General features: G+C 62.8%; 10 protein-coding genes and 1 tRNA gene. 9 read left to right on the top strand and 2 right to left on the bottom strand.

Translation table 11 applies throughout. The features are described 5' to 3' along the window. The first annotated feature begins 216 nt into the window (after window positions 1-216). The 3 genes from C266_RS01690 (at window position 217) to C266_RS01680 (ending at window position 2,129) form a co-directional block, all read left to right on the top strand. Window positions 217-310: transfer RNA gene (locus C266_RS01690), tRNA-Ser, on the top strand. Between the two features lie 121 nt (window positions 311-431). Then, window positions 432-773, top strand: a complete 342-nt coding sequence (locus C266_RS01685; protein ID WP_010807328.1) for an FKBP-type peptidyl-prolyl cis-trans isomerase — start codon at window positions 432-434, stop codon at window positions 771-773. 129 nt (window positions 774-902) lie between these two features. Then, a complete protein-coding gene (locus C266_RS01680) occupies window positions 903-2,129 on the top strand; it encodes an MFS transporter (protein WP_010807327.1) in 1,227 nt (408 codons plus the stop codon). Between the two features lie 68 nt (window positions 2,130-2,197). Here the strand turns inward: C266_RS01680 and C266_RS01675 are convergent, their stop codons facing one another. Further along, entirely contained in the window at window positions 2,198-3,088 is an 891-nt protein-coding gene (locus C266_RS01675) for an aspartyl/asparaginyl beta-hydroxylase domain-containing protein (RefSeq protein ID WP_246831124.1), read from the bottom strand. Between the two features lie 246 nt (window positions 3,089-3,334). Between C266_RS01675 and C266_RS01670 the strand changes: the two genes are divergently transcribed. The 5 genes from C266_RS01670 to C266_RS01650 all read left to right on the top strand — a co-directional run bounded on the left by C266_RS01670 (window position 3,335) and on the right by C266_RS01650 (window position 10,124). Further along, window positions 3,335-5,302: an extracellular solute-binding protein gene (locus C266_RS01670; protein WP_010807325.1), complete on the top strand. Its 1,968-nt coding sequence runs from the start codon at window positions 3,335-3,337 to the stop codon at window positions 5,300-5,302. A gap of 44 nt (window positions 5,303-5,346) precedes the next feature. Beyond that, the gene (locus C266_RS01665; RefSeq protein ID WP_010807324.1) at window positions 5,347-6,402 is read left to right on the top strand and encodes a microcin C ABC transporter permease YejB; all 1,056 of its coding nucleotides are present in this window, start codon (window positions 5,347-5,349) and stop codon (window positions 6,400-6,402) included. 1 nt (window position 6,403) lies between these two features. After that, window positions 6,404-7,510 carry an ABC transporter permease gene (locus C266_RS01660; RefSeq protein WP_036660927.1) on the top strand — a complete coding sequence of 369 codons (1,107 nt, stop codon included), beginning with the start codon at window positions 6,404-6,406 and terminating at the stop codon, window positions 7,508-7,510. Further along, window positions 7,507-9,102 carry an ABC transporter ATP-binding protein gene (locus C266_RS01655; RefSeq protein WP_010807322.1) on the top strand — a complete coding sequence of 532 codons (1,596 nt, stop codon included), beginning with the start codon at window positions 7,507-7,509 and terminating at the stop codon, window positions 9,100-9,102. The genes C266_RS01660 and C266_RS01655 overlap by 4 nt, the downstream gene beginning before the upstream one ends. 311 nt (window positions 9,103-9,413) lie before the next feature. Continuing rightward, complete coding sequence (locus C266_RS01650) at window positions 9,414-10,124, top strand: C40 family peptidase (RefSeq protein ID WP_010807321.1); 711 nt, start codon at window positions 9,414-9,416, stop codon at window positions 10,122-10,124. 161 nt (window positions 10,125-10,285) lie between these two features. Here C266_RS01650 and C266_RS01645 read toward each other — a convergent pair whose 3' ends face one another. Further along, entirely contained in the window at window positions 10,286-11,251 is a 966-nt protein-coding gene (locus C266_RS01645; RefSeq protein WP_010807320.1) for a patatin-like phospholipase family protein, read from the bottom strand. Between the two features lie 577 nt (window positions 11,252-11,828). Between C266_RS01645 and C266_RS01640 the strand changes: the two genes are divergently transcribed. Next, window positions 11,829-12,884, top strand: coding sequence for an extracellular solute-binding protein (locus C266_RS01640; RefSeq protein ID WP_010807319.1), 1,056 nt, complete (start codon window positions 11,829-11,831; stop codon window positions 12,882-12,884). Window positions 12,885-12,906 lie beyond the last annotated feature (22 nt).

Raw genomic sequence — 12,906 nt, 5'->3', positions numbered from 1 at the left:
TCGAGTCGCGCGGCGTGTCGCATGCTTGCGTGGAGCATGCGGCGCGCCGCGCGAATTTCGCGATGTGATGCGGGGAAAACTCCCCGAACGTGTCGAGTGCATGACACCTGCGCAAAAAATGTTGGATTTTGATGCGCATAATGTTTGACGGCATCGAGAACAGTAGGTAATATCACGCCTTCGTTACATCACCTCCCTGATGTGACGACAAGTTTGGGAGACGTGGCCGAGAGGTCGAAGGCACTCCCCTGCTAAGGGAGCATCTGGGCCAAAACCTGGATCGAGGGTTCGAATCCCTCCGTCTCCGCCAAGTCGCCTTGGCGGAACACCCCCGGCTCTTCGCGGAGAGCCGGGGGTTTTTTCTTTCTCGAGTTCGCGCGTTGGCGATATCTCGCGCGTCGATACCATCTCTTCTTCCAGCGAGGACAACGATGTCGACCATCACCACCGATTCCGGCCTGCAATACGACGATCTGCAAGTGGGCGACGGCACCGAAGCCACGCCGGGCAAGACCGTCACCGTTCACTACACGGGTTGGCTGACCGACGGCAAGAAATTCGATTCGAGCAAAGACCGTAACGACCCGTTCGCCTTCGTGCTCGGTGGCGGCATGGTCATTCGCGGTTGGGACGAAGGCGTTGCCGGCATGAAGGTCGGCGGCAAGCGCAAGCTGGTCATTCCGCCCGAACTGGGCTACGGCGCGCGCGGTGCCGGCGGCGTGATTCCGCCGAACGCGACGCTGGTCTTCGAGGTCGAACTGTTGGACGTCTGAACGATCGAATGCCGTAACGCAAACGGCATCACCGGTACCACAGACACCCCCGGTGCCTCGCAGGCACCGGGGGTGTTTTTTCGAAGGTCATCGTCATGCGCGCTGGCCTTTCATAGGAGCCTTTACGAGGTGTCTCACTCAGTCGCGCCGGTTTCCAGATTCTGGTTTCCCTTCTCGCTTGTGCTCTTCGAGTTTGCCGTCTACATCTCGAACGACATGATCATGCCCGGCATGCCGCTGGTAACGCGCGAGTTCGGCGCGTCGGCGGACATGACCACGCTGGCGCTCACCGCCGCCATGCTCGGCAACGCCAGCCTGCAATGGCTGCTCGGACCGCTGGCCGATCGCTTCGGACGCCGTCGCGTGCTGCTCTGCGGCCTCGCGATGTTTGTCGTGGCGTGTCTGGCGATGCACTACGTACAGACGATGCCGCAATTCATCCTGCTGCGTTTCCTGCAGGGCATGGGCTGCTGCTTTGTGCTGACAGTGGGGTATCCGACCGTGCACGAAGCCTTCGAAGAGAAAACGGCAGTCCGTGTCATGGCGCTCATGGCGAACGTGTCGCTGCTCTCGCCGCTGTTCGGGCCGCTGGCGGGCGCCGCAGTTGTGTCGTATTGGCCGTGGCGCAGCATCTTCTGGCTGATCGCCATCGTGGCCGTGTTCTCGTTCATCGGGTTGTATCGCACCATGCCGGAACTCTCGCGCCATGACCGTGGTGCGTTGAACGCGAAGCAACTCTGGGCGGGCTACAAGCTGCCGCTCTCGAGTGCGCGTTTCTGGCGTGGCGCCGTGCTGACGGGGCTTGCCGTGACGCCGCTGCTCACCTGGATCGCACTGGGTCCGGTGTTCCTGATCGAGCGAGCCGGTTTGTCGCAGATGCAGTACGCCGTGTTGCAAGTGCCGGTGTTCGCGGCGTTGATTCTCGGCAACGTGTTGCTCGCGCGTCAGGTCGGCCGCTGGTCCAATGGACGGTTGCTGGCGACCGGCGTGGCGGCCATGTTGATCGGGGCGGCGGTATCGCTCATCGGCACGGCGATTCTTGCGCCGGGCTATCCGGCGTTGCTCGTCGGCACGTCGCTGCACGCGTTCGGGATGGGCATGTGCTACGGCGTGGTCTATCGGCAGTCGTTGTTCGCCGTCGACAGCCCCAATCGCGCCACGGTGGCCGGCATGCTCAGCATGATCACCATCGTTGTCGCGGTCGCCGTGATCGAGGTGATGAAGGTGGCGTATCTGCGCTTCGGGGACCCCGCGCTCGGCATTGGTGCGATGATGGCGGCGGCGCTCGTCGCGGTGCTGGCGGCGAACTTCGTGCCGCCGCCCGCGCAGGACGCGCTTGCACAACCCGGACGGTAGTCGTCAGTCAGACCTGAAATGAAAAACGCCAGCAGAAAGTTCGCTGGCGTTTTTTTGTGTGCGAGATTTCAACCGTGGGCGCGTTCGTCGGTGACGGCTTGCGCCCGATGCGAGTCCGCATGTTCGACCTGTGCCGCCGGGGTGACCTCAGGCGCGTTTGCTGCCGGTGTGCCGGCAGCGCGCTGCGTGGTTGCGGCGGGCGTGGCGTAGTAGTCGCGCTCCCACTTTTCGTGATTGGTCTTGGCCTGCTGCAACTCCGGTGTTAGCGGGGCGAAGGCGAGCAGCAATCTGTTGAGCCAGGACACCGGCGCTTTGCATGGGCGCTCGAAATCGACGAACAGCACCACGCGGGTCTCGTCGGTATCGTTATGCACCTGATGCGGGTACGCGTCGTCGAAGATTACCGCGCGATTCGCCTGCCAGACATAGCGTTGGCCATCGACTTCGATCCAGCAATTCTCGCGCTGGCGTGGCACTTTCAGCGCGAGATGCAAGCGCAGTACGCCGTTGTAAGGTCCGCGATGCAGCGGGATCTGCTTGCCGGGCGAGAGGATGGAGAAGAACGCCGTGCGCAGACCGGGAATGCCTTCGAGGGCAGCTGCCGTGGCCGGGCAGCGGGAGAGATTGCGTTCGGCACGCATGCCGTAGCCGAGAAAGACGAAGGTCTGCCACTGATGGTCTTGCGTGATGGTGGCGACGTCGGGCGAGATCTCGTGAAATGCGGGCAGGCGTCCGGGAGTGGCCAGGACGGTTTCAAGCTCTTTGGCGATTGCCGGGGCCTGTGCTTCGACGGCTTCGACCCAGGGGAACTGGGCATTATCGAAGATGGGTTTGTCGCCGACCAGCGAACTGAGAGCAATGCGGCGTTGCGCGGCTTCAACACACTGAAAGAAAAACTTGGCGAGCCAGCGGGGAAGAGTACGGTTGGGGTTCTGCACGGGCGATCGTGTAGCACTCAACGTCGGCCTCCAGGGCGGAAATAAGGGAACCGGGCCGGCGAGCATGTGCCTTTCAGTGCGGTGAACGCCGGGCTTTTGGGTACAATTGTCGCGCGGTCCGACCGTGCCGCCAACCCTCATGCGGGAAATGTGCGTGATGGTGTGGTTACGAGACGTTACCAGATGTCGCGGCGGAGCGAAGGGGAGGGGCTGGATGCGTCCGGGCCCTGACAGTCTGGCGCACGCGCCGACCAATACAGGAGACGCATGAACGCGCGCACCACACGGCATCCACACTCAACGCGGGGCTCGCTCCGTGGCTTCGTGTTTTCTCTGACGGTTGTTCCGGTGCTTGCCGCGGGTCTGTTGCTGGCCCCTGCGGCCCACGCCAAGTACGCCATCGCGCAATACGGTGAGCCCAAGTATCCGCAGGGGTTCACGCACTTCGATTACGTCAATCCCGATGCGCCGCGTGGCGGCACGCTGACACTGGCGAACCCCGATCGCCGCACCAGCTTCGACAAGTTCAACCCGTTCACGCTGCGCGGCACATCGCCGCCGGGGGTGCTCGGTCTCATGTTCGAGACGCTCGGCATTGGCAGTGCGGACGAACCCGCGACCGTCTACGGCCTGCTCGCCGACGACATCGCTGTGGCCCCCGACGGCACCTCGGTCACGTTTCACATCAATCCGGCGGCACGTTTCAACAACGGCGATCCGGTGACGGCGCAGGACGTCAAGTATTCCTTCGATACCCTGATGAGTCCGCAGTCGGCGCCGGGCTTCAAGGTCATGCTCTCGGACGTGAAGGGCGCGACGGTCATCGACAATCGCCGCGTGCGCTTCGACTTTCGTCGCGTGAGTCCCGATCTGCCGCTGCTCGTGGCAACGGTGCCGGTTTTCTCGCCCAAGTGGGGCGCCGGCGCCGACGGCAAGCGCAAGGCATTCGACGCCCTGACGTTCGAGACACCGATTGCGAGCGGCCCCTATCTGATCGAGTCGTACGACGGCGGGCGGCGTATTACTTTCCGGCGCGATCCGAAGTACTGGGGGCGCGACCTGCCGGTGCGGCGGGGCACGTACAACTTCGATCGCATCGTCTACAAGCTGTACTCCGACGACATCGTGCGACTCGAAGGTTTCAAGGCGGGCGAGTTCGACGCGATTACCGAGTTCCGCGCCCGAAGCTGGGTGCGCAGTTACGTGGGCAAGCGTTTTCGCGATGGCGAGCTGATCAAGCGCGAGTTCGCGCATCACAATGCGGCCGGCATGCAGGGCTTCATCCTGAACGTGCGGCGCGACATGTTCCGCGACGTGCGTGTGCGCCGCGCGCTGGACCTCGCGCTGGACTATCAGTGGCTCAACCGGCAACTGTTCTACAACCAGTATCAGCGCATCTACAGCTACTTCACCAACAGCGATCTCGCGGCGCGCGGTATGCCGAGCGAGGCGGAGTTGAGGCTGCTCGAGCCGTTGCGCAAGAAGCTCGATCCGGCCGTGTTCGGGCCGATGGTCGTGCAGCCCACGACGAACCCGCCTGCGAGTCTGCGCGAGAACCTGCGCGAAGCGCGGCAACTGCTGGCGCAAGCGGGCTGGACTTATCGCGATGGCGCTCTACGTAACGCGAAGGGTGAGCCGTTCGTGTTCGAGTTTCTCGACGACGGCGGTGCGATGGGACCGGTCGCGTCGGCTTACGCGCGCAATCTCGCGAAGCTCGGCATCACACTGAACTTCCGCACGAGCGACTTTGCGTTGTATCAGAAGCGTATCGAGACCTTCGACTTCGACATGATTTCGTTGCGCTATCCCGATTCGCAGATCCCCGGCACGGAGTTGATCGACCGCTTCGGCAGTCAGTCGGCCAACGTGGACGGCTCGGACAACGTCATCGGTCTGAAAGACCCGGCCGTCGATGCGCTCGTGGCTTCACTCGTGCGCGCGCATACCTACGAGGATCTCGTGGCCTCCGCGCGTGCGCTTGACCGGGTGCTGATGCACGGCTACTACATCGTCCCGAACTGGTTCTCGTCGACGCATCGCATGGCGTACCGGCAGTATCTGCGGTTCCCGGAAAAATTGCCGCAGTACTACACCGCGGAAGGCTGGCTCGTGTCGATGTGGTGGGATTCGCGCATCGAGCCGGGCAAGGCGGCAACGTCCGCTGCGTCTGAGGCGCCCGTGGCGTCCGGTGCGTCCGTTCCCCCGGCCTCCGCCGCATCTGCGGCGTCCCGATAGATTCACCCTGAGCGTCAGGCACCGACAGGAGCTGTCCCCCAACCATGTGGTCCTACATACTCAAACGGCTGTTGATCATGATTCCGACGCTGCTCGGCGTGATCACGCTGACCTTCGTCGTCATTCAATTCGTGCCGGGTGGTCCGGTCGAGCAGGTGATGCTCGAACTCAAGGGCCGCGCGGGCGGTGGCGGCGAGGCGAGCGGCTCAGGCGGCAGCGATTATCGCGGGCGGCGCGGTATCGACGCGCAACAACTCGCGCAGATCAAGGCGCTCTACGGCTTCGACAAGACGCCGGCGGAGCGCTACTGGCTGATGCTCAAGCGCTTCGCGAAATTCGACCTGGGCGAGAGTTACTTCCGTCACCAGAGCGTGTGGTCGCTGATCGTCTCGAAGTTGCCGGTGTCGATTTCTCTCGGGCTGTGGACGTTTTTCCTGACGTACCTGATATCGGTACCGTTGGGCATCGCCAAGGCGGTGCGCAACGGTTCCCGATTCGACACGCTCACGAGTCTGGTCGTGCTCGTCGGCTATGCCATCCCCGGCTTCGTGCTCGGGGTGCTGTTGCTCGTGCTCTTCGGCGGCGGCACGTTCTGGCAGTTGTTCCCGCTGCGCGAACTCGTCTCCGATAACTGGAGCGATCTGTCGTGGCCGGCGAAGATCACCGATTATCTGTGGCACATCACGCTGCCGGTGACGGCGTCGGTCGTCGGCAGTTTCGCCGTGATTACGATGCTCACGAAGAACGCCTTCCTCGACGAGATTCGCCGGCAGTACGTGCTGACCGCGCGCGCCAAAGGTCTCTCGGAGCGCAAGGTGCTGTTCAAGCATGTCTTTCGCAATGCGCTGATTCCGCTGATTACCGGCTTTCCGGCGGCGTTCATCGGTGCATTCTTCGCTGGGAGTCTGCTGATCGAGACACTGTTCTCGCTCGACGGGCTCGGCCGCCTGTCGTACGAATCGGTGCAGCGCCGCGACTATCCGGTCGTGCTCGGCTCGCTGTATCTGTTCACGCTCATCGGCTTGCTGACCAAGCTCATCTCCGACCTGTGCTACGTGCTGGTCGACCCGCGCATTCAATTCGATCGACTGGAGCACTGACGTGACCCGATCCGCCACGCCATCGCCACGCCCGTCGTCGTTCGCCTCAACGCCTTCGCCATCGCGTTCGCCGCGCTGGCGCGTCTGGCGGCGCTTTCGCAGCCACCGGATGGGCTATTGGAGCCTTGTCGCGTTTGTCGTGCTGTTCGGCATCAGCCTCTTTGCCGAGGTGATTGCCAACGACAAACCGTGGGTGGTTCGCTACGACGGGCAGTGGTATTTCCCGCTCGTGAAGACGTATCCCGAATCGACCTTCGGCGGCGACTTCCCGACACCGACCGATTACCTCGATCCGTTCATCGAAGGCCGTATCCGCGCAGGCGAGAACTTCGCGATCTATCCGCCGGTGCGCTACAGCTACGACACCATCAACTATTTCGCGAAGGTGCCCAATCCTGCGCCGCCGTCGTCGGAGAACTGGCTGGGCACGGACGATCGCGGGCGCGACGTCTTCTCGCGGCTGCTCTACGGGTTCCGGCTATCGGTCATCTTCGCGCTGGCGCTGACCATCTCCGGCACCTTGCTCGGCATGCTGGCCGGTGCCGTGCAAGGCTACTATGGCGGGCGCATCGACCTGACGCTGCAACGCCTCATCGAAATTTGGGGATCGCTGCCCGAGCTGTATTTGCTCATCATTTTTGCGTCGATTTTCGAGCCGCACCTGTGGCTGCTCTTCGTGCTGCTTTCGCTGTTCGGCTGGATCGGGTTGTCCGACTATGTGCGTGCCGAGTTTCTGCGCAATCGTCAGCTCGATTACGTTCGCGCGGCGCGGGCGATGGGGCTTTCGAACTGGCAGATCATCCGGCGTCACGTATTGCCCAACAGCATGACGCCCGTAATCACGTTCCTGCCGTTCCGCATGAGCGGGGCGATTCTGGCGCTCACGAGTCTCGACTTTCTCGGGCTTGGCGTGCCGCCGCCCACGCCAAGCCTCGGCGAGTTGCTCAATCAAGGGAAGGCGAATCTCGACGCGTGGTGGATTTCGCTGGCCACGTTCGTCGTGCTGGTGCTCACACTTCTGTTGCTCACCTTCATGGGAGACGCCTTGCGGAATGCGCTCGACACGCGTATCGCGGACAAACAGGCCGCGGCCGGGGGGGCGATGTGACCGCGCCGCTGCTCAGTATCGAAAACCTGTCGGTGCGCTTCGGCGACACCGAAGCGGTGAAGGGCGTGAGCCTTGCTATCGAGCGCGGCGAGCGCGTCGCGCTGGTCGGTGAGTCGGGTTCCGGCAAGAGCGTGACGGCACTGGCCATCCTGCGCCTGTTGCAGGACGCACAGATCCAGGGACGCGTCATGCTCGACGGCGTGGACCTGGCGTCGTTGAGCGAGCGTGCCATGCGTGGGGTGCGCGGTAACGACGTCGCCATGATCTTTCAGGAGCCGATGACCGCGCTCAATCCGCTCTATCCGATTGGCGAGCAGATTGCCGAGGCGCTCGAACTGCACGAGGGACTCTCTTCCAGAGACGCCAAGACACGTGCGGTAGAGTTGCTGCGCCGCACGGGCATCCCTGAGCCGGAACGCCGTGTTTCCCACTTCCCGCATGAGTTGTCCGGCGGCCAGCGCCAGCGCGCCATGATCGCCATGGCGCTCGCCTGCCGTCCCAAGTTGCTGTTGGCGGACGAGCCGACCACGGCGCTCGACGTCACCATTCGCGCACAGATCATCGAGCTGCTGCTCGAATTGCAGCGCGATGCCGCCGAGAAGCGCGGCATGGCTGTGCTGCTCATCACGCACGACCTGAATCTGGTGCGGCGGTTCGCGCAACGCGTGGCGGTGATGGAGAAGGGCGTGCTCGTGGAGTGCGCAGATACCGAGACGCTTTTTGCGAATCCGCAGCACCCGTACACAAGGAAACTCATCGACAGCCGCCCGCAACGCGAGATCCATCCCGTGCTGCCGATTGCGCCGGTGTTGCTCGAAGCGCGCGGCGTCGCGGTGGATTATCCGATCTCGCTGCCCGGTATGCGCGGCTGGTTCCGGCGCGGGCAGTTCCGCGCCGTGCATCCGGTCGATCTGGCATTGCGTCAGGGAGAAACGCTCGGTGTGGTGGGTGAGTCGGGCTCCGGCAAGTCGACGCTCGCGATGGCGTTGCTCGGGCTTCAGCACGCAAGCGCCGGACAGATCGAGTTTCAGGGCGAGCCGCTTTCGTCCTATCGCGGCACCGCGCAGCGCACGTTGCGCTCGCGCATGCAGATCGTATTTCAAGACCCGTTCGGCTCGCTGTCGCCGCGTATGACTGTCGAGGAGATTGTGGGGGAGGGGCTCGCGCTGCATCGTCCGCAGCAGACGGAGGACGAGCGGCGCGCTCGCGTGGCGGGCGTGTTGCGCGAGGTGGGGATCGATGCGCGCGCCATGTCGCGTTATCCGCACGAGTTCTCGGGCGGTCAACGGCAGCGGATTGCCATTGCGCGTGCGCTCGTCGTCGAACCGCAGATTCTCGTGCTCGACGAACCAACCAGCGCACTCGACGTCTCGATTCAGCAGCAGGTGCTTCATCTGCTCGCCCAATTGCAGATCAAGTACAACCTGAGCTACCTCTTCATCAGTCACGATCTGGCGGTTATGCGAGCCATGGCGCACCGCGTTCTGGTGTTCAAGGATGGGCATCTGGTGGAGCAGGGGGATACGGAATCGGTATTTTTTGATCCGCAAAACGATTACACCCGGGAACTGGTCGCGGCGGCCATGTTGTAGGCTCATGACATGGTAGTGAAACGTCACATAACGTCGCGGAACGTCGTCTAAATCGCAAAGGCTTGATTGGAAATGAGAATTTTCTGGTTGTAGTGATTGTTTTTTTCTATTACCTTTTGACATCATGTGACGTTCACATTACTATCGCCTACCAATAAAGTTGAATATTCAACGAGTTAACAGGTCAGTTCAGACGACAAGTTCGGCGGTGGGTCTAGCCGGGCGTGACTCGAGGGTGTTCGACACGGCAGCATCCTGTTGCACCTGACGAGCTACTCATCGGCCATCCGACACACTCAACCCGGCGACCAATGCAGACGACGACCCCTTCGCGCACCCGCAAGACTCTCCTTCTCGCGTTCACTGCCGCTGGCCTCGTCACCGCTTCGTTGACAGCGAAGGCTGACGATTACAACAGTGGCCCGAGCCCCGCTGCTCGTGCTGCCGCCGCCGCCATTCAGGCCGCCAACGCTTCCCAGAATGCCACGGCCAACGCTGCCACGGCAGGCATGTCCGATGCCCCGCAGGCGGCTGTCGAAGAGTCGCGTGTGCAACGTGCGCAGAAGCTGCTCTCGAACGTTACCGACAAGGCATCAGACGTCGTACTTGGCGCGTTGAACTACATCGGCGTGCGCTACAAGTACGGCGGGAACACGCCGGACAGCGGTCTGGATTGCAGCGGCTTCGTGCGCTATGTGTTCCAGGACACGCTCAATTTCATGCTGCCGCGCCGCTCGGAAGAAATGAGCCAGGTGGGCGAGCGTATCGCCAAGACCGATCTGAAGCCGGGCGATCTGGTGTTCTTCAACACGATGCGCCGCAGCTTCTCGCACGTTGGCATCTATATCGGCGGTGACAAGTTTGTGCATGCCCCGGCCACGGGCGGCAAGATTCGCGTGGAAGACCTGCGTGAGTCGTACTGGTCGGCCCGTTACAACGGCGCTCGCCGTGTCGAAACGCTCAAAGCCAGCGCCGAACTGACGCGCGTCGAGCAACTCTTCAAGAACGACCACCCGATGTAAGCTGCGGTGTCCGCTGAGTCAGTGGACATCGACGCGAATGAGAAAGCCGCCCGATGGGCGGCTTTTCTTTTGATGCATCCGGTCCCCTATGGGGCTGGCCAAATGCGTTCTGGCGCCTGCCGGGCCGCGCGCGTGGCGGCCCGCCAGCGAGGGTACCCCCTTCAGCGCGAAGCCTGAGGCATGCCGCGCGTAGCGTCCGTCTGGGCGTCGGCCAGCTTGCGCTGAATCTGCGGCCACAGCTTCGCGACGGCTTCCTCACCGGCCAGAATCGCTCGGTTGCGGCCCTGGAAATCCGAGGCGGCCATCTTTGCCAGCGACGGGCGAATCACGATGTCGGCGTTCTTCTCCAGTTCGTACTGCTTGATCGACTGTCCCATGATCGTGAACGTCTGCATGAGGATGTCAAACTGGCCTTGTGTCGCCTGCGCGGTCGGATTGGCCGAGATATCGACTGCAATCACGAAGTCGGCACCCATCTGCCGGGCGTATTCGGCCGGCACCGGGGCGACGAGACCGCCATCGACATAATCGCGTGCGCCAATGCGTACGGGTTCGAACACGCCCGGCACGCTGCTTGAGGCCCGCACTGCCTGGCCCGTGTTGCCGCGACGGAACAGGATGGGCGCGCCGCTCTGCAAGTCGGTGGCCACGATGCCCAACTGACGCGGCATCTGCTCGATCGGACGGTCCTTGAGGATCTTGTTGACGTAAGACTGCAGCGCTTCGCCTCGCAACATGCCGCGCGAGCGGAAGGGCATCGTCCAGTCGCTGATCGACGCCTCATCCATCGTGGAGGCCAGACGATTGAGCTGGAAGCCGTTCAGCCCCGAGGCGTACATCGCACCAACGACGCTGCCCGCGCTGGTGCCGACCACGATGTCTGCGTGAATGCCGCGGGCTTCCAACGCCTTGATCACACCCACATGCGCGAAGCCACGAGCCGCGCCGCCACCGAGTGCCAGGCCTATCTTCAGCGGCCGTACAACCTTGGGGGGCGCGATCGGCGTGGCGGGCACTGCCGGCGTCTGCGCAACCGGCGGTGTCGGGCTGGTGGGCGTGGCAGGTGCATTGCTGCCCTGCGAGTCGACCGGCGGGGCGCTGGCACACCCGGCCAGCACGGCAGCCATGGCGAGGGCGCTCAGGGCCGTGCGCGGGGACGTGACAAGCCGGCGGGGCACAAGGGCGGGCCGGAGGGAAGACGACATGATGGGGGCGGTATGGGTGGTCGGCGTGAGCGCGCGACGCAAAACTCGAATCAACGACAACAAGAGGAAACTCCGGCTAGGCAGGACTAACGCTCGCGGTACCGTTTATCGTAGGGAAGAGAGGGCACTGGCGCGCGTCGACTTGCAATTTTACGGCGATTGGAGCGGCGCAGGCGCCATTCGGTTCACTTTTCGAGGGGGACATCAAAGTGCGGCACCTGTTGTGGAACCCTTCGCGCCATGGCCCGTCTTATCAACCGCAACACGCGTAATCTACGGTCGCCCACCGGTGCCTTGATGCGCAATGGCGTCAACCGCGTTGGCGAACCCGACGCCTCTTGCTCTCGCGGTGGTTATCGCGGTAAATCCCGCACTGCGCTGCATCCTTGCTCTGAATAGTGAATATCGAAATCAATGAAAATGGGAATCATTTGCGTTGATGATCGTTTTTCATTATGCTGTTCCTCTCTACGAAACTACGACTGCGGGGGAATGGCCCATGAAGGCGAAGACGATCGGCAAACTGGCACGACTGACGGTGCTCGGCATCGCGATGACGGCGGCATTCGGCGTGCAAGCGGACACCGCTGGCGTGCTGAACCTGTACTCGGCGCGCCACTATCAGACCGACGAACAGCTTTTCGGCACGTTCACCAAGCAGACCGGCATCAAGATCAATCGGATCGAAGCGGACGATGCGGCGTTGCTGGAACGCCTGAAGAGCGAGGGTGCGAAGAGTCCGGCGGATGTCATCCTGATGGTCGACGCCGCGCGTCTTGCGAAAGCCGACGAAGCGGGGCTGTTTCAGCCGACCAAGTCGGCCATACTCGATGCACGCATTCCGGCCAAGCTGCACGCCGCGAGCACCAAGGCGGGTACCGACTGGTACGGCTTTTCGACGCGCGCCCGTGTGATCGTCTACAACAAGGACAAGGTCGACCCGAAGACGGTCCAGACGTACGCGTCGCTCGCCGAGCCGTCGCACAAGGGACAGGTCTGCACGCGCTCGGGCTCGCATCCGTACATGCTTTCGCTGGTAGGCGCGCTGATCGCCCGTGAAGGGGCTCAGGCGACGCAGAAGTGGGCCGAAGGCATGGTGGCGAACTTCGCCCGCGCCCCGCGAGGTGGCGACACCGATCAGATCAAGGCAGTAGCGACCGGTGAGTGTGGCGTCGCCCTGGCGAACTCGTACTACTACGTGCGCATGGCGCGCTCGGACAAGCCGGAAGACAAGGCCCTGATGTCGAAGGTCGGTTTCATCTGGCCGGATCAGGCAGGGAAGGGCACCCATGTGAATGTGGCGGGCGCCGGCATTGCCAAGCATGCGCCGAATCATGCGAACGCCGTGAAATTCCTCGAATATCTGGCGAGCGACGAAGCCCAACAATACTTCGCAAATGGGAACAACGAGTGGCCGGCGGTGACGACGACCAAGGTCGACAATCCGGCACTTGCCGCGCTTGGCGAATTCAAGGCGGAAGACGTGCCTATCGGCACGATTGCGAAGCATCTGCCGGAAGCGCAGCGCATTCTGGATCGCGCAGGCTACAAGTAAAACGACAGGGTGACAGGGGAGG

Origin of the sequence: Pandoraea sp. SD6-2 (assembly GCF_000389825.1) — a bacterium.
In the GTDB taxonomy this organism is placed as follows: Bacteria; Pseudomonadota; Gammaproteobacteria; order Burkholderiales; family Burkholderiaceae; genus Pandoraea; species Pandoraea communis.
The sequence above is the reverse complement of the archived record's forward strand: the minus strand, read 5'-3'. Positions and strand labels throughout refer to the sequence as shown.